The 17,508-nt window shown below is 63.3% G+C and carries 16 protein-coding genes; all 16 read right to left on the bottom strand.

Annotation, left to right across the window (positions count from 1 at the left end):
* Positions 1–110: 110 nt before the first annotated feature.
* The gene (gene cheZ, locus PI87_RS14300; RefSeq protein WP_039598381.1) at positions 111–773 is read right to left on the bottom strand and encodes a protein phosphatase CheZ; all 663 of its coding nucleotides are present in this window, start codon (positions 771–773) and stop codon (positions 111–113) included.
* Positions 773–1,174 (bottom strand): chemotaxis response regulator CheY, encoded by a 402-nt coding sequence (gene cheY / locus PI87_RS14295; RefSeq protein WP_039598380.1) that lies wholly within the window; start codon positions 1,172–1,174, stop codon positions 773–775. The genes cheZ and cheY overlap by 1 nt, the downstream gene beginning before the upstream one ends.
* A gap of 145 nt (positions 1,175–1,319) precedes the next feature.
* Positions 1,320–2,450 carry a protein-glutamate methylesterase/protein-glutamine glutaminase gene (locus PI87_RS14290; RefSeq protein ID WP_039598379.1) on the bottom strand — a complete coding sequence of 377 codons (1,131 nt, stop codon included), beginning with the start codon at positions 2,448–2,450 and terminating at the stop codon, positions 1,320–1,322.
* 27 nt (positions 2,451–2,477) lie between these two features.
* The gene (cheD, locus tag PI87_RS14285) at positions 2,478–3,095 is read right to left on the bottom strand and encodes a chemoreceptor glutamine deamidase CheD (protein WP_039598565.1); all 618 of its coding nucleotides are present in this window, start codon (positions 3,093–3,095) and stop codon (positions 2,478–2,480) included.
* An 89-nt stretch (positions 3,096–3,184) separates the two neighbouring features.
* Complete coding sequence (locus PI87_RS14280) at positions 3,185–4,084, bottom strand: CheR family methyltransferase (protein WP_039598378.1); 900 nt, start codon at positions 4,082–4,084, stop codon at positions 3,185–3,187.
* Positions 4,085–4,201: 117 nt separating this feature from the next.
* The gene (locus PI87_RS14275; protein ID WP_039598377.1) at positions 4,202–6,136 is read right to left on the bottom strand and encodes a methyl-accepting chemotaxis protein; all 1,935 of its coding nucleotides are present in this window, start codon (positions 6,134–6,136) and stop codon (positions 4,202–4,204) included.
* A 227-nt stretch (positions 6,137–6,363) separates the two neighbouring features.
* Positions 6,364–8,214, bottom strand: a complete 1,851-nt coding sequence (locus PI87_RS14270) for a methyl-accepting chemotaxis protein (protein WP_039598376.1) — start codon at positions 8,212–8,214, stop codon at positions 6,364–6,366.
* Between the two features lie 150 nt (positions 8,215–8,364).
* Positions 8,365–8,856, bottom strand: a complete 492-nt coding sequence (locus tag PI87_RS14265; RefSeq protein ID WP_021192842.1) for a chemotaxis protein CheW — start codon at positions 8,854–8,856, stop codon at positions 8,365–8,367.
* A 79-nt stretch (positions 8,857–8,935) separates the two neighbouring features.
* Entirely contained in the window at positions 8,936–11,137 is a 2,202-nt protein-coding gene (gene cheA, locus PI87_RS14260) for a chemotaxis protein CheA (protein ID WP_039598375.1), read from the bottom strand.
* A gap of 33 nt (positions 11,138–11,170) precedes the next feature.
* Positions 11,171–11,584 (bottom strand): response regulator, encoded by a 414-nt coding sequence (locus PI87_RS14255; RefSeq protein WP_039598374.1) that lies wholly within the window; start codon positions 11,582–11,584, stop codon positions 11,171–11,173.
* Between the two features lie 24 nt (positions 11,585–11,608).
* Entirely contained in the window at positions 11,609–12,556 is a 948-nt protein-coding gene (gene motB, locus PI87_RS14250; RefSeq protein ID WP_039598373.1) for a flagellar motor protein MotB, read from the bottom strand.
* A 77-nt stretch (positions 12,557–12,633) separates the two neighbouring features.
* Complete coding sequence (gene motA / locus PI87_RS14245; RefSeq protein ID WP_039598372.1) at positions 12,634–13,494, bottom strand: flagellar motor stator protein MotA; 861 nt, start codon at positions 13,492–13,494, stop codon at positions 12,634–12,636.
* A 486-nt stretch (positions 13,495–13,980) separates the two neighbouring features.
* Positions 13,981–14,541 carry a flagellar transcriptional regulator FlhC gene (flhC, locus tag PI87_RS14240; RefSeq protein ID WP_039598371.1) on the bottom strand — a complete coding sequence of 187 codons (561 nt, stop codon included), beginning with the start codon at positions 14,539–14,541 and terminating at the stop codon, positions 13,981–13,983.
* 74 nt (positions 14,542–14,615) lie between these two features.
* The gene (gene flhD, locus PI87_RS14235; RefSeq protein WP_039598370.1) at positions 14,616–14,933 is read right to left on the bottom strand and encodes a flagellar transcriptional regulator FlhD; all 318 of its coding nucleotides are present in this window, start codon (positions 14,931–14,933) and stop codon (positions 14,616–14,618) included.
* 841 nt (positions 14,934–15,774) lie between these two features.
* Positions 15,775–16,671, bottom strand: coding sequence for an SMP-30/gluconolactonase/LRE family protein (locus PI87_RS14230; protein ID WP_039598369.1), 897 nt, complete (start codon positions 16,669–16,671; stop codon positions 15,775–15,777).
* Positions 16,668–17,507, bottom strand: coding sequence for a citryl-CoA lyase (locus PI87_RS14225; protein ID WP_039598368.1), 840 nt, complete (start codon positions 17,505–17,507; stop codon positions 16,668–16,670). Before PI87_RS14225 ends, PI87_RS14230 begins: the two co-directional genes overlap by 4 nt.
* Position 17,508: the final 1 nt, after the last annotated feature.

The following is a 17,508-nucleotide window of genomic DNA, read 5'->3' as shown; positions in this document are numbered from 1 at the left end:
CGATCCGTAGCGAGCGGCCCGAGGTTGGTTCGAGAAGCGCAGCCGTACACGGGTACGGCGAGCATCACAGGACCAAGATCGGGACGCGCAGTAGGATCGTGGACAGGTTCTCAGAAGCCGAGGCTTTCCAGCAGATCGTCAACCTGTTCCTGGCTACCCACCACGTCTGGGTGGTCCGGATTGATCTGCGGACCATTCAGCAGCGACGACGACGATGCTTCCGTGCGCAGATGTTCAGGTGCGTTCTCCAGCAGGATGCCGACCAACTGACTTTCAATCAGTTGCACGACATCCAGCACCTTCTTGATCACCTGCCCGGTCAAGTCCTGGAAGTCCTGAGCCATCAGGATTTCCATCAGCTGCTGGTTCGTGTCGCGCGTCTTTTCCGGCACGCTACGCAGGAAGCCGTTGGTCTGGCCAACCAGATCACGGATTTCGTCATCGCCCAGTTGGCGGTCCATCCACGATTGCCAGCGGTTGACCAGCGCCTCGGCGTCGGATTCCAGCGCGTCTTGCACCGGGCGGGCCGCGTCGATGGCGTTGAGCACGCGGGTGGCCGCCTGCTCAGTCATGTTGGCGATGTAGTTCAGGCGGTCGCGTGCGTCGGGAATGGCCGATGCGGCCTTCTCCACGCCCTTGTCCAGGCCCAGCTCACGCATGCTCTCGCGCAGCATGCGCGTGAGGTGGCCGATGCGCTGGAGCATTTCCGGCATATCGCCGTGATCTGCACCTTCTGCGGCTGGCGCGTGGGCGCCATCGTGCATCTCGCTCATCACGCCCCCTTCTCGAGCTTCTCGAAAATCTTGCCCAGCTTCTCGTCCAGCGTGGCAGCGGTAAAGGGCTTGACCACGTAGCCGTTGGCACCGGCCTGGGCGGCGGCAATGATGTTTTCCTTCTTGGCTTCGGCCGTCACCATCAGCACCGGCAGCTTGCTGATGACCGGGTTGGCGTCGGCACGGATGGCCTGCAGCATCTGCAAACCATCCATGTTGGGCATGTTCCAGTCCGAAACCACAAAATCGAACCGGCCTTCCTTGACCTTGGCCAGGCCGGCGGCACCGTCTTCGGCCTCGTCGACGTTGGAAAAACCGAGTTCCTTGAGCAGGTTACGCACGATCCGGCGCATCGTCGGGAAATCGTCGACGACGAGGAATCGGCACTGGCTCTTGTCCATGGACACAATCTCCACTTACTAAATTGGGGGGTTTCGGGACTACCTTGGCTGAGTTATCGGCGCGCACAGCCGTTTCTTGAGCACCGGCGTGCTTCGGGGCGCCCGACCACTGCGCCCCGACCTCGATTGATCAGCGGTTTACAAGTTACACACGCGTCACACGGCCATGCGCGTACAGCTTGGCCAGCACATGCGGGCCGATCTGCGACAGTGGCAGGACTTCATGCACGCCACCGTGGGCCACGGCTTCCTTGGGCATGCCGTAGACCACGCACGAGGCCTCGTCCTGGGCGACGTTATACGCGCCCGCGTTGCGCATTTCCAGCATGCCGGCCGCGCCATCCTTACCCATGCCGGTCAGGATCACGCCCAGCGCGTTGGCGCCGGCGTTGCGCGCCGCCGAGCGGAACAGCACATCCACCGCCGGGCGGTGGCGGTTGACCGGCGGGCCCTGGTCCAGCTCGGTCACGTAGTTGGCGCCGCTGCGGCCCAGCGACAGGTGCATGTCACCCGGGGCAATGTAGGCGTGGCCAGGCAGGACACGTTCACCGTGCACGGCTTCCTTCACGCGGATGCGGCACAGGCCGTCGAGCCGCTTGGCAAACGAGGTGGTGAACCCCGCCGGCATGTGCTGCACGATCAGGATGCCGGGGCAGTCGGGCGGCATCTCCAGCAGGAAATCCTTGATGGCCTCGGTGCCGCCGGTGGACGCGCCCACGATGATGAGCTTTTCCGTCGACGAGAAATGGGTACGGGCCGGGCCAGACGCCACCGGGGCGGCCGGTGCGTGCTCCGCGCGAACGTGTGCGCCGTGAGCCGGAGCAGCTGCCGGCGCCGGCGCCGGTGCCGCCGTGCGCGGACGCAAGCGGGCACGGGCGGCCGCGCGGATCTTGTCGGCGATCTGGTCAGCGTATTCGTTCATGCCGTCGCGCATGCCCAGCTTGGGCTTGGCGACAAAATCCACCGCGCCCAGCTCCAGCGCGCGCAACGTGGCTTCAGAGCCGCGCTCGGTCAGCGACGAGATCATGACCACCGGCGTCGGGCGCAGGCGCATGAGCTTTTCCAGGAAGTCGAGGCCGTCCATCTTCGGCATTTCGACGTCCAGCGTGAGCACGTCCGGGTTGGTCTGCTTGATGAGGTCGCGCGCGATGATCGGGTCGGGTGCAACGCCCACGACTTCCATATCGGGCTGGCTGTTGATGATCTCCTTCAGGATGCTGCGGATCAGTGCGGAATCGTCGATGCACAGCACCTGAATCTTGCGTTTGTCGTTCATGTTATTGGGGGGAGCAAGGAACAGGAATTACGTAAACAGTTGCAGGCGCGAAGTCGGCTTCGTCGCAATGGACTTCGACAGCTTGCTGGCGTACTGGGCTTCGCTGTCCAGCTCGGCGGCCGAGCTTTGCGAGCGCAGCTTGCGCACCATGATCTGGCCGGTGGACGGCACGAAATACACCTTGCGCGGGTGCACGTCAAACAGGTCCTTGGCGGCTACGGCCAGCCCTTCGTTGCGCAGGAATTCGAGCACGAACTTGCCGTTGCGCTCGCCCACGTCCAGCGTGCTCATGCCGGCCAGCACGGCGGCACCGCCAAACACCTTGATCTCCAGGTGCTCGCGGCGAGCGCCGGCCTTGTAGAGCTGGTTGAGCAGCACTTCCATGGCATGCGTGCCGTAGCGCATGGAGGGCGACAGGATCGATTCCCCCTCGTTACGCGAGGGCAGCATGAAGTGGTTCATGCCGCCAATGCCGAGAATCTTGTCGCGCACGCAGGCCGAGACGCACGAGCCGAGCACCGTCACCAGCATCAGGTCTTCGGTGGTGACGTAGTACTCGCCGGGCAGCACCTTCATGGCACGGCGGCTGAAGGTGGTGTCGTAGTACGCGTGCGTGCTGGCGGCGGACTGGGCGAGCGTCGCCATGGCGCCGACCGTCATGCCGCTGTCGCTGCGCACCGAGTCGGCGGCGGTGCGCAAGGTGGCGTGTGCGTTTGCTTTCTTGCCGAGTTCGATCATTTCGCCCCCGTCATCTTCGCGCGCAGTTCGGGCGCGATTTCGTACACGGTCTTGCCGCGCAGCGACCATGCCTTGGTCACTTGCAGGAAGCTCTCGGAATGGCCGGCAAACAGCAGGCCATCGGGCTTCATCACGTCGATGAAGTGCTCGAGAATCTTGGCCTGCGTCGGCTTATCGAAATAGATCATCACGTTGCGGCAGAAGATCACGTCAAACTTCTGTTGCAACGGCCAATCGCGGTCGAGCAGGTTGATCTGGCGGAAGTCGATCATGGCCTGCAGCTCGGGCCGCACGCGCGCGTAGCCCTCCTGCTTGCCGGTGCCACGCAGGAAATACTTCTTCAGGCGATCGGTGGACAGCGCCGACACGCGTTCCATCGGGTAGATGCCGGCGCGGGCGCGGGCCAGCGCATTGGTATCCACGTCAGAAGCCACCACGCTTACCTGGCCCGGCGACATCGTGCCGAACGTTTCCGCCAGGGTGATGGCGATCGAGTACGGCTCCTCGCCGGTCGACGAGGCCGAGCACCACACGGTAAACGGCGTGCGCTTGGCCTTGGCATGCTCGGCCAGGAGCGGAAAGTGATGTTGCTCGCGAAAGAACGCGGTCAGGTTGGTGGTCAGCGCGTTGGTAAAGGCTTCCCACTCGTCGGGCAGATGGCCGTGTTCCAGCGCATCCAGGTAATCGCGGAACGAGCCGAGGTTGACCACACGCAGGCGGCGGGCCAGGCGGCTGTAGACCATCTCACTCTTGCGGTCGGACAGCGAAATGCCGACGCGACGATAGATCAGGTCGCGGATGCGGGCGAAATCTGCCGCGGTAAACGAAAACTCACGCGACGCGAGCGTCGGCGAAACTGGCGCCAAGGTTTGTGCCGTTTGTGCCGTTTGTGCCATTAGATAACTACCCCGTAATTGCGCGAGTCTTGGATGCCCGCTTTCAGTCGATTGGCGGGCACCGGGTTTCTGGTGCCGCGCCGTAGATGCTGCAGTGATGCTGGCCGGGCGCTGGCGTCAGAAGGTGCTCCATTCATCATCATCGGCAGAAGCGGCGGACAGCTTGAGGGTTGGCGCTGCAACGGCCACCGAAACAGCAGCAGAAGCGGCCACCGCAGCCACAGGTGCAACCGAGGAATGTGCTTCTTGATGCGCTTTTTCGCCTTGATCCGGCGCAACGGCAGGCGCTTCCGCTGGCGCCGGGGTTTCCACAACAGCCGGTGCAGGCTTGGCCGATTGACCCGCTTTGCGTGAAGCAATCGCGCGGGCCACCGAACGCACGATCTGCGTCTTGCCTTCCGGGTGCACTTCACTGCGCACTGCCGGCTTGGCGGGCTCGGCCGCCAGAGGTGCCATCACCGATGCCGCCAGTTCGGCGGATTCATCGGTCCGGAACGCCGATACGGCGTTGCGCAGCAGGTGTGCCTGCTCTTCCAGCGACAGCGCGGCGGCGGCGGCCTGCTCGACCAGTGCGGCGTTCTGCTGGGTGACCTCGTCCATCTGGTTCACGGCTTGGTTGACCTGCTCGATACCGGAGCTTTGCTCGTCCGAGGCAGCAGAGATTTCGCCCATGATGTCCGTCACACGCTTAACGGCGACGACCACCTCTTCGATCACCCCACCCGCTTCCGTCACCAGCGCCGAGCCGTTGCGCACACGGCCAACGGAATCGCCAATCAGCTCCTTGATCTCCTTGGCAGCCGTGGCTGAGCGCTGCGCCAGGCTGCGCACCTCACCCGCCACCACGGCAAAGCCGCGCCCCTGTTCACCTGCACGGGCGGCTTCCACCGCGGCATTCAACGCCAGGATGTTGGTCTGGAAGGCGATGCCCTCGATCACGCCGATGATGTCGGCAATCTTCTTGCTGCTGGCGTTGATACCCGTCATCGTCTCGATGACGCGGCCCACCACCTCGCCGCCCTTGACGGCGATGTCCGATGCGTTGCCGGCCAGCGCACTGGCTTGACGGGCGTTGTCGGCGTTCTGCTTCACGATGCTGGTCAGCTCTTCCATGCTGGATGCTGTTTCCTCCAGCGAGCTGGCCTGCTCTTCCGTGCGCTGGGAAAGATCGGCATTGCCCGCTGCGATCTGCTTGGTGGCACTGGCAATCGAATCCGCCGAGCTTTTGATGTTGCTGATGGTGCCAGTCAGTTGCTGCTGCATCTGCGACATGGCGAACAGCATGCTGCTGTGATCGCCCGGGCGGGTCTTCACCTGCACGGCCAGATCGCCGCCCGCGATGCGGCGGGCAATGTCAGCAGCGTACGACGGCTCACCGCCCAGCTGGCGCGACAGTCGGCGCGCAATGACGATACCCAGCACGATGCCCAGCACCGCACCCACGGCCGCCATCACCATCATCAGCAAGCGGGAGCGCTGCGCGTCTTCTCGTGCCTTGACGGTAGACGCGGCGGAAACGTCCTCCACGCGCTTGACCATCTTGTCGAGCGTCTTCTCAAACGCACCCGTGTCGTCCAGCAGGCCCACGTTCTCTGCGGTGACGCGGCTGTCGAACTGGGTCGGGTCCAGGCCCTGCTTGTCCATCAGCGCAACGAAATCCGTCATGCGCTTGCTCCAGACGGGGTAGATGGCATCCACCTCGCGGATCATCTTCTTGCCCTCGTCCGATGCGAATAGCGGGCGCACATTCTCGACGCCGTCTTTCAGGCGCTGCATGTTGCTGCTGATCTCGCCACTCAACGCCTTCCGCTCGTCGAGCGTGGTGGCAATCAGCAAGGCCGTCTGCGCACGGCTGGCGTGCGCAAGGCTGTTGGCCGCGCTGCCCATCTGGGTGATGGCGCGCATCTGTTTCTGCGCCAGCTCGTCGCTGGCACGCGTCAACTGCGTAATCGTGTAGATGCCCAACCCGCCGATGGCCGCGCCCATGGCGGCCACGATCAGGAATCCGCCGGTCAGTACCGTGGACACCGGCAAACGCTTGATCCAACCCATGTTGTCTACCTCTCTCTTTTTTATATGCCCCTGTAACCGCTATCGGTTCCTAGGGGACGGCTCTTTAGAACCGCCTCGGGGTCATGCCACTTCAGAGGGGGATCGCCCCTTCATCTGTCAGCACGACTTGCCCAGGCAAAAAAAAACCTGCCCCGAAGGGCAGGCTGCACACCACAAACACACACGAGAGAGCTTTCGCGAGCAGCGAAGATCTCGTGCATACATGGTTAAAAGGTTTCCCAATCGCTGTCGTCACCACCGGCGGCAACGAGCTTGGGCGTTTGCAACTTGGGCGCTTGTGCTGCCGGCTTGGCGGCGGCAGGTCGCACGCGTTGTTGTTCGGTTGCGGCAGCTTCCACTGCGGCCGGCTTGGGTTGTTCGTTGGTCGGCTGCACGGCTGCAGGCGCTTTGCGAGCGGGCGCCGCCTTGGCTGCGGCACGGCGTACAACCGGCTTCACCGCTGCCGGCTTTGCCGCGCGAGGCGCACTGGCAACCTGCCGAGCTGGTTCGATCTGCGTGCCTGCATGCGTGCGGAATGCCGCCACTGCCTGACGCAGCCCGTCGGCCTGCTCCTGCAGCGACATCGCCGCCGCTGCCGCCTGTTCCACCAACGCCGCGTTCTGCTGCGTGCCCTCATCCATGCGGGTCACAGCCTGGTTGACCTGCTCGATGCCCGCGCTCTGCTCATCCGACGCCGAGCTGATCTCGCCCATGATGTCGGTCACGCGCTTGACCGCTACCACCACGTCATCGATCACGCTGCCCGCCTCGGCCACCAGCGTTGTGCCGTTTTCAACGCGGCCAACCGAATCGCTGATGAGTTCCTTGATCTCCTTGGCGGCCGTGGCGCTGCGTTGCGCGAGGCTGCGCACTTCACCAGCCACCACGGCAAAGCCGCGGCCTTGCTCGCCCGCACGCGCGGCTTCCACAGCGGCATTCAGCGCCAGGATGTTGGTCTGGAAGGCAATCCCTTCAATCACGCCGATGATGTCGGCAATCTTCTTACTGCTTTCGTTGATGCCGGCCATGGTGTCCACCACCCGGCCCACCACCTCGCCACCCTTCACGGCGATGTCCGATGCGTTGCCAGCCAGCGTGCTTGCCTGACGAGCGTTGTCGGCGTTCTGCTTCACGATGCTCGTGAGCTGCTCCATGCTCGACGCAGTCTGCTCCAGCGAGCTGGCCTGCTGCTCCGTGCGCTGCGACAGGTCTGCATTGCCGGTGGCAATCTGCTGCGTGGCGCTGGCAATCGAGTCGGAGCCCGAACGCACTTGCCCCACCATCTTCTGCAGGCTCTCCTGCATGCGCTGCAGGGCCAGCAGCAGGCGGCCGGTTTCATCCGCACGGCTCACGTGGATGGTGTGCGTGAGATCGCCCTGTGTGATGTGTTCAGCCTGCTCGATGGCACGTGTGAGCGGCAGCGTGATCGAGCGGCGCAGCGCCCACGTCAACAGCCCGCCCACGACGATGCCGCCCAACAGCAGACTGGTCGTCAGCACGCTCAGGCTGTCGTGCTCGCGCTGGCCGGCTTCGTAATCCGACTTGGCGGTCTCCAATTGCACGCGGTTGAGCGCCGCCACCTTGTCGCCCAGCGGGCGGTACAGCGCGGGCATCACATCCATTACTGTCTTGGTGACGGTCGCCTGGTCACCAGCCTGCACAGCGCGCATCAGCACCTCGGCGCCGTCGCGCAGGAAGGTGCCACGCAATCCATCGGCCTCGTCGGCCAGCTTGCGCGCTTCCGATGAGGTCGGCAGCGCACGGTAGCGCTTCCAGGCCGCATCGGATTTGTCGAGGAACATCTTGGCGCGCTCGATCGTCTTGTCCATGCCGGTTGCCCCCGCAGGGGTGCCCGAGACCATGGCTGCGCGATCCAGCACTATGCGGAAGCTCAGCAGGTTGGAATCGGAATCAGCCAATGCCACCGCGCCTGCCAGTTGCACGGCATACGTGTCCTGCAAGCGTGTGTTGGCGTGACGCATGCCGACAAGGCCCGTCACACCCACGATGACGGCAAGCACACCAATGCCCGCCATCATCAGCCCCAACCGGAGCCGGATGGTCATGTTGCTGAACATGGATTCCCTCCCCTTTCAGCGCCGCACCTGTGATACGGCGGGCGTTTGAGCGCCCGCCGCAAGGTGTCTTGTCGCCTGCCGGATGCACGCGGGTGCATGCTCCGGCCACACTTTTCTGTTGTGATCAGGCTGCCCGATCAGGCCACCCAACTAGGCCGCTTCCGCCTCGTCGCACAGCGCCATGTCGGCCGACATCAGCAGTCGCTCGATGTCCACCAGGATCAGCATGCGTTCGTCGATCGAGCCCAGGCCACGGATGTATTCCGTGTCCAGCGCGCCCGAGAACTCCGGCGCCGGCTTGATCTGCTGGCTTTGCAGCGTCAGCACGTCCGACACGCCATCCACCACGATGCCGACCACGCGGTCCATCAGGTTCAGGATGATGACCACGGTGTACTGGTTGTACTCCACGCGGTCGAGCTGGAACTTGATGCGCAGATCAACGATCGGCACGATGATGCCGCGCAGGTTGATCACACCTTTGATGAAGTCCGGTGCGTTGGCAATGCGCGTGACGGTCTCGTAGCCACGGATCTCCTGCACTTTCAGGATATCGATGCCGTACTCTTCGCGACCCAGGGTGAAGGCCAGGTACTCCTCCCCGCCGGTTTCCTCACCGATCGCATGTTCCTTGACTGCCATTGCGGTTCCCCTCGGCCCCGTCGGGCCACTAGATTGAATTCGTTGTCGGGCGGTTACCCACCCAAAGCTGCGTGGACGTTTATGCCGCGGCCATCGCCTCGGTCGAGAATCGACGGCCTTGTGCCTCGCCCATCTCGTGCTTCTCGGCAGTAACGGCACGCACGGCGTTTTCTGAATGGCTCGAACGTGTCTCGCGTGCCTCACGCATCAGCGCCGACACGTCAACGATCAGCGCCACGCTGCCATCCCCCAGGATGGTTGCGCCCGAGATGCCCGGCACCCGGCGGTAGTTGGTCTCGAGGTTCTTGACCACCACCTGCTGCTGGCCAACCAACTCGTCAATCTGCAGGGCGATCTTCTTACCTTCCGAATCCAGGATCACGACGATGCCTTCCGACGGATCGGGCAGCGACGGCGTGATGCGGAAGCGCTCGTACATCGGCACCAGCGTCAGGTATTCGTTGCGCACCTTCAGCAGGCGACCACCGCCCGGCACGGCCTTGATGTCTTCGGGGCGCGGCTGCAGCGATTCCGCCACGCACGACAGCGGCAGGATGAACACTTCGTCGCCGGTCTTGACCGACATGCCGTCCAGAATCGCCAGCGTAAGCGGCAGCACAATGCGGATGGTCGTGCCCTTGCCCTTCTGCGACTGGATCTCGACGTAGCCGCCCATCGACTGGATGTTCTGCTTGACCACGTCCATGCCCACGCCGCGGCCGGACACGTCCGTCACCTGGTCAGCGGTGGAGAAGCCCGGCGCGAAGATGAGCTGGTTGATCTCATCGTCGGTCATGTTGTCCGACACGGGCAGGCCGCGCTCGCGCGCCTTCTTGAGGATCTTGTCGCGGTTCAGGCCCTGGCCGTCGTCGCTCACCTCGATGACGATGTTGCCGCCCTGATGGGCCGCAGACAGCAGCAGTTGGCCGGTCGCATCCTTGCCTGCGGCCACGCGGGCCTCGGGCAGTTCGATGCCGTGATCCAGGCTGTTGCGCACCAGGTGCGTGAGCGGGTCGATGATGCGTTCGATCAGGCCCTTGTCCAGCTCGGTCGATTTACCGAACGTCGACAGTTCGACCTGCTTGCCCAGCTTGTGCGCCAGGTCGCGCACCAGGCGCGGGAAGCGGTTGAACACGTAGTCCATCGGCATCATGCGGATGGACATGGCGGCTTCCTGCAGGTCGCGCGCGTTGCGCGTGAGCTGCGACAGGCCGGCAAACAGGCGCTCGTTCAACACCGGGTCGAATGACGACGCGGTCTGCGCCAGCATCGCCTGCGTAATCACCAGTTCGCCCACCAGATTGATGAGCTGGTCGACCTTTTCCACGCCCACGCGAATCGACGTTTCCGCGGCGACTGCCGGCTTTTCGGCAGCGGCCGGGCGCGACGGCATCGGCGCAGCGGCAGCAGCCGCAGCAGCCGCAGCAGCCGGGGCTGCGGCAATTTCGTTGGCAGCCGGAGCGTGCGCTTCGGTTTGCGCGGCAGCCGGCGTCGGGGCAGCAACCTGGGCTTCCACCACCGGGGCAGCGGCAGCGGCAGGCGCGGCACCACCCACGTGCGGCGTGATGACGATCTGATCGGCGTCGATGATGAAGCAGCTCACCGCGATGATGTCGTCGGCGGTGCACGTGCTCTGCAGCACGATGTCGCTGTTGCGGCCGGTGCGCGCGTGGCTCACCAGGGTGCCCAGGTGCTTGAGTTCGGTGACGATCAGCTCGCAGTCTTCGTTGGAGACGTTGATGAGCTTGATGTCCAGGCCGCCGTCAATGGCCACGGCCGGTGCAGCCGCCGGCGCTTCCACCACTTCGGGCGCCACCGCAACGGACTCGACAGCCGCCGGAGCCGGTGCGGCTACGGGCGCTGCCGGTGCGGGCTGCGCTGCCGCGGCGCCATCCTCGGCAGCCAGGCTGTTGAGCTTGGCCACCATGTATTCGAGCGTGGCCGTATCGATGGGGTGCTCTTGCCGGTAGGCATCAAGTTGGCTTTTCAACACGTCTTTCGTTTCCAGGAAGGCATCCACCATGTTCTCGCGCAACTGCAGGGTGCCGGTGCGAGCGCGGTCCAGAATCGATTCCGCCACATGCGTGAGTTCCGTCATGTGCGTGAAACCGAAGGTTGCGGCACCGCCCTTGATGGAGTGCGCGCAGCGGAAGATGGCGTTCAGATCATCAGAAGATGGGTTGGCGACATCGAGATTGAGCAGCAGCCGCTCCATGTCGACGAGCAGCTCCTCCGCCTCTTCAAAGAAGGCGCCGAAAAACTGGCTAAGGTCGAGGTTCATGTTGTGGTCTCGGTCAAGGGTGTATCTGCTCGCTTAATGCGTCGATGCAGACCCGTGGGTCTGCGCATGCCATTCAAACAATTGCTTCACCGAATCCGTCAGGCCTTCCGGATCAAACGGCTTGGGCAGGAAGCCCGTCGCGCCGGCGGCACGCGCCTGTTCACGGATCGTGCCGTCTGCCTCGGTGGTGAGCATCAGGATCGGCGTGTCGGCATAGTCCGGTAGCGATCGCAGTGCGCGGATCAGGGTGAGGCCGTCCATTGCCGGCATCACCTGGTCGGTAATCACGAGGTGGTGGGTGCCGTCGGTCTGCTTGCGCACGGCTTCCAGCGCGGCAGCGCCGTCTGGGGCTTCCGTCACGGCAAAACCGCACTCGCGCAGGCACGCGGCGATCATGCGGCGGATCGAGGTGGAATCGTCCACCACCAGGATGTGTTTCTCGCTCATTGGCTGATTTCTCCCCCTGGGCGCTTATGGCTTGGCTGGAGTAGCGGCGTCGGCCACTCCTGTTGCACGTGCTGCTGCATCGGGCAGCGTGTCTTTGCCGTCGTTGCGCAGGTCGGCCACCGGCTCGACCCCGCCCGAGCGGACTGCTTCTGCCGCCCGTGCGTTGAGCACAACAATGCTGATGCGACGGTTGATCGGGTTGTACGCGTTAGTCTTGTCCAGCGGCACCGATGCCTCCAGACCCACCACACGGCTAACCTTCTCGGGCTTCATGCCGCCGGCAATCAGCTCACGGCGCGAGGCGTTGGCGCGGTCAGCCGACAGCTCCCAGTTGCTGTAGCCGTTCTGGGTGGCGTATTGCGTGGCGTCGGTATGGCCCGACAGGCTGATCGGGTTGGGCACGTCATTGAGTGCCGAACCCAGCTCGCGCAGGATGGTGCGCATGTACGGCTGCACCTCGGCGCTGGCGTTGGCAAACATCGGGCGGTTCTGCTGGTCCACGATCTGGATGCGCAGCCCTTCGCTGGTCATGTCGATCAGCAACTGGTGCTTGAACTGGCTCATCACCGGGTTGGTCTCGACCATCTCGGCAATCTTCTGCTTGAGCCTGTTCAGCGCGGCATCGTCGGATTCATCGCGGATGTTGCGCTGGCGCTGCACCGTCGGGCTCGGGCTCGGGTTCGGCTGCGGCATGTTCTGCTTGAGCGCCGGACTGCCGTTCAGAATGCTCGACTGATCGCCCGAACCGGCGCCGCCAAACAGCGCCACCTTCAGCGGCGTGCGGAAATACGTTTCCACCGACGACAGCTCGGCCTTGGTGACCGAGCTGAGCAGCCACATCAGCAGGAAGAACGCCATCATGGCGGTCACGAAGTCGGCGTAGGCGATCTTCCACGCGCCACCGTGGTGGCCGTGTGCGGCCTTCTTGTTGCGCCGGATGACAATGAAGGTCGGTGTGCTGGACTTGCTCATGGTCCGTTCCCGTCGGTCAGTACTGCGTGGTGAATGGCGCGGCTCGGCGGCCGTGCTCTTGTCTCATAAGGTCAGCGCTAGGCGGTTTTCGCGCCACGCACGTGGTCTTCCAGTTCGGCAAACGACGGGCGCTCGGTCGAGAACAGCACCTTGCGGCCGAACTCCACCGCAATCGCCGGGGCGTAGCCGTTCATGCTTGCCAGCAGCGTCACCTTGATGCACTGGAACAACTTGGTCGATTCTTCAGCGCGCTGCTCCAGCAGCGAGCCCAGCGGCCCGATGAAGCCGTACGCCAGCAAAATGCCTAGGAAGGTGCCGACCAGCGCCGAGGCGATCAGCTTGCCCAGCTCTGCCGGCGGCAAGCCGACCGAGCCCATGGTGTGCACCACGCCCATCACCGCCGCCACGATGCCGAAGGCCGGCATGGCGTCGCCCACTTTGGTGATGATGCGGGCCGGCTGTTCGGCTTCGTGGTGGTGGGTGTCGATTTCCTGATCCATCAGCGCTTCGATCTGGAACGGATTCAGGTTGCCGCCCACCATCAGGCGCAGGTAATCGCAGATGAAATCCAGCGCGTGGTGATCGCCCTGAATGGCGGGGTAGTTGGCGAACAGCGCGCTTTCGTGCGGGGCTTCGATGTCGGCTTCGATCGACATCATCCCTTCGCGGCGGATCTTGGACAGCACTACATACAGCAGTGCCATCACTTCCATATAGAGGGCCTTGGTGTACTTCGAGCCCTTGAACAGACCCGGAATGGCCTTGACGGTGGCGTTGATGGCCTTCTTGTCATTGCCGACCACGAAGGCGCCGACACCGGCACCGAAGATGATCAGCAGTTCAGTCGGCTGAAACAGGGGCCCCAGGTGCCCGCCGGCCAGCATGTAGCCGCCGAACACCGAGGCGATGATCACGATGTAACCGATGGCGACTAGCACGGGGCAAACTCCTGAATGGGCAATGCTGCGATCAATACAAGGTGGATTAACGGCATCGGCCCGGTTTACTGAAGGCTTGGCGCCGGGTTTTGCTGCCTTTCTGCGTGGGAAAAGGCTGTCGGAAACCGGCGCACCGCGCCCTTCTCCACCAAGAACGGCAGCAAAACGGGCGGCTTGAGCACCACCTCGCCCCCCGCAGGAGGCAAAACAAAAGAAAAAGGGACGGAAAAACGCTTTCCGTCCCTTTTTCCCCAGCTTTCACGCGCGGCGGCAAAAAAAATGCCGGTCCGCAGCTCCCTGCGACGACCGGCCTACCCCCTTCCCCTTTTGTACTGTCTGAGCCCCTGTGCTTTTTCCTGCTCTGTGTTCTGTACTGTCTTGTTATGTGCTGGACTTGCCGGCCGTTTTTATTGTGTTCCCGTATTTCCCGTCATTCCCCGGCGAGCGTTCCCGTACGTCCCGTACCCCGCGTCCCGTTGATACCGTTCAGGCGTCGATCGTCTTGTCTGCGACCGCATCTGCCTGGCCAGCGACGCGCTTTTTCTTCCCTGCGCGTGACGGCGGCTGACATACACCGCACACAAAACCATGGTGCAGGTCTTCTGCGTGGGCCACGAAATGGCCGGTGCAGCGCGTGCACTTCACGGTGTGCAGCATCTTCCCCTCGAAGAACTTCAACATCATCCACGCGCGGGTGATGGATAGCACTTCTTCCTGCTCGTGAACGTGAATGTGTTCCTGGTACAGCTTGTAGGCCGAGATCAGGCGGCGCACACCGGTGCTGCGGCTGTTCTCACCCAGAAAACGGTAAATGTTCAGGAAAATCGACGAGTGGATGTTCGGCGACCACGTCAGGAACCAGTCTGCCGAGAAAGGCAGCATGCCCTTGGGCGGCGATTCCCCGCGAATTTCCTTGTACAGCTTGACCAGACGCTCACGGCTGAGCGTGGTTTCCTGTTCCAGCAACTGCAGACGCGCACCGAGCGAAATCAACTCCGCTGCGAGGTGGATCTGCTGGACTTCATTCATGACGCTGGTATGACGCATGGCACTGCTCCCGCTTTGCTTCTGCTACCCATCCGAATCACGCTAAACCCGGCGGAACACCCGCCGCAAATGGCTTAGCTGATCTGCTCAACCGCCTGACGCGCCAGCAGGATCGACATTTGCGATTGCTGCAGGCCCTTGTCACGGTGCGGCTGGGTCACCAGACCCAGGATGGCGTGATCGTCGAAGCGGAAGCGGCACAGCATCATGTTCGTGCTGGCCAGCTTGACGATCTGCGCGGGCGACATCGTCAACAGGATGTCAGCCAATTCTTCAGAGATGCCGAGGCGAAACAGAGCGGCATCGCGATCCTTGCTCAGCATCTGCTGGGCAAGCATCAAATAGGTGAGATTCAGCTCGCTGATCTCAGAAACGATATCTTGCGTGTCCATGTATGTCCCGTCGTGTGCAGTAAAAGTACAACCTGCATCCGATCCCGCATGGTGCTGCCCGGTGGCGCTGTTGTGTTTCACGCCTACCCTCGCCGGGCGGTCACCAATCCCCACAGATCGGATGTTCCTGGCAGTGGGCACCGTTGCCGGCACTTCCTGCCTCCTTCTTACTCACGTCGCTAAAGACATGGCGAAGTTGTTTTCTGTTGAACACATTGTGGGTTTCCGATCGGGGTAAGTAAAGAAGGGTGGCCCCCTACGTCGGAGGGGTGAGGTAAGCCGTTTTCTTGTAGGCCAACTTCCTACAAAACTGTTAATAAATGTTGTAAACACGGCCATTGCCGACGCAGTAAGCCTGGATAGACCGTGCGCTAAAGCGGTCGTTTGACACGGTTTTACCCTAATGTTCGGCTGAAAATAGCAATATTATTGCCTAAAGACGCGCAGAATCGACAAAGAAGGCGTCGCACTTCTGCCACTGTGAGCATCGGATGCCGGGTTAACGGTTTGTAGGACACTTCTTACCCCGTCCTACAGGCCGTGTAGGACAGTTCCGACCGCTTTTCGGCCAGTTTTGTAGGAGCACTCCTACAGTCGAATGGCGATTTTGTAGGACAGCTCCTACCCAAATGTCTCTCTATACGATACACGTCTTATAAATAGAGACAATGAAGATCGCTTTGGCAAGCTTGTCAGGGCGAGAAAGGACGGCGACACCACTTGCCTGACGAGGCCATGCCGGAAAGTGCGGCATGGTCTACCGCCTGCGGGAGAAACGTCGGAATTCCTGCGATTGCGCACGGGCACTGCTGTAGGACAGCGCCCGCAAGTGCAGGTGTGCTCAGGTGTGGCGGGACGGAGCCCAGCGGGCCAGCAATACGGCGCCCGTAGCGGATTCAGTGATGACGAGTGATTGCGCGTCGGGTGTCAACGCGACATTGGTCGTGGTCCGCCCCCGGCACGACGCGATGCGCGCCAGCGGTTCGCCATGCGGTGAGAGCACGAACACCGCGCCCAGCGAGGCATGGGCAACGAACAGATGGCCTGCCGCATCCACTGCCATGCCGTCCGGGCCGCTGGTGCCGTAGAACTGCGCAAAGCGGCCGACCTTGCTGGTGCTGCCGTCCGCCAGCAGCGGCAAGCGCCAGACGGCGTTGTCGCGTGTCATGGCCACGAACAGGGCGGATTCGTCTGGCGTGAGCGCCAACCCGTTCGGGCTTGGGCCGTTGGCGAGCAGGCAATCGAGCCGGCCATCGGTACGGAGCCGATACACACGGCCGGTCGGGTCGTGCAGGCCGGTCTGGCCCTGGTCGGTGAAATAGATGTCGCCGTTACGGGCGACGATCAGGTCGTTCGGGCCTTTGAAGCGCTCGCTGTTGCGGCGGGTGAGGAAGGGGCTGACCACGCCTGTTGCCGGGTCCAGCGACAGCAACCCATTCTTATAGTCGGCAATCAGCAGCGTGCCGTCGTGGCGCAGCGCGAGGCCGTTTGGCTCGCCGTCGTATTCGGCCACCGCGTCCCAGGTGCCCTGCGGCGAGACCCGCAGGATGCGGCCATGCGGAATGTCGACCAGCCACAGGTTGCCGTCCGCGTCCCAGCACGGGCCTTCCAGAAAGCAATCGACCGGCGCCCCGCCCTTGTTGGCGCGCGACCATTCGGTCGGCACCGGACGGCGCAGCGCGGCGGGCATCTCGGCAAAGACCGTGGTCTCGACGGTAGGCCAGTTGAAGTACGTCATTCGGCTTCTGCCAGATGCCGCGTGGCGGCGCCGGTATAGCGATACGGCAACTGGCGCGGCATCGGGCCCTTGTTGCGCTCGCCGCGGCCGCTCTGCTCCCACGCGTGCGCCAGGATGCCGACCGCGCGCGACAGACAAAAGACGCCGCGCGCCAGTGGCGCCGCAAACCCAAGTTCTGCATAGATGACGGCCGTGGCCCCGTCGATATTCATTGGGATCGGCTTGCCCTTGCGGCCCGAGAGCAGCGCCTCGATGGCCCGGCCGATGGCGGCGTAGCGCCCCACTACCACGCCGTCCTGCGCGGCCTCATCCACCAGCGCGAGCAACCGCCCTGCACGCGGGTCGACCGGGTGGAAGCGGTGCCCGAAGCCCGGCAGGTACTTGCCGTGCGCAGCGATGAACGCATCAACGCCCGCCGCCGTGGCCACCTCCAGCGACGCGCCATCGAACATGCGTGCCTCGATGTCGTGGAACAGCTCAACCGCCTGCTGCCCCGCCCCGCCGTGCACGTCGTCCAGCGCATTCAACGCAGACGCCATCGCACCGTTGAGCGGCAAGCCGCAGCTCGTCGCCATCTTGGCGATGGCAATGGACGGCGCGTGCGGGCCGTGATCCACCGAAGCGACCAGCGCCGCTTCCAGCAATGCCGCCTGGCGCTTGCTCGGCAGCTCGCCGCGCAGCATCAGCCAGATCATCTCGGCAAAACCGATGTGGCCGATCAACTCCTGGATCGGGTAGCCGCGCACGTGGATGCGGCCGGGTTCGATGTCGATGATGTCGGTGCGCCAATAGTCGGCGGCGAGGCCTGCGGCGTCCTGCGGAAGATTCGATGTCATG

Origin of the sequence: Ralstonia sp. A12 (assembly GCF_000801955.1) — a bacterium.
Classification (GTDB): domain Bacteria; phylum Pseudomonadota; class Gammaproteobacteria; order Burkholderiales; family Burkholderiaceae; genus Ralstonia.
The sequence above is the reverse complement of the archived record's forward strand: the minus strand, read 5'-3'. Positions and strand labels throughout refer to the sequence as shown.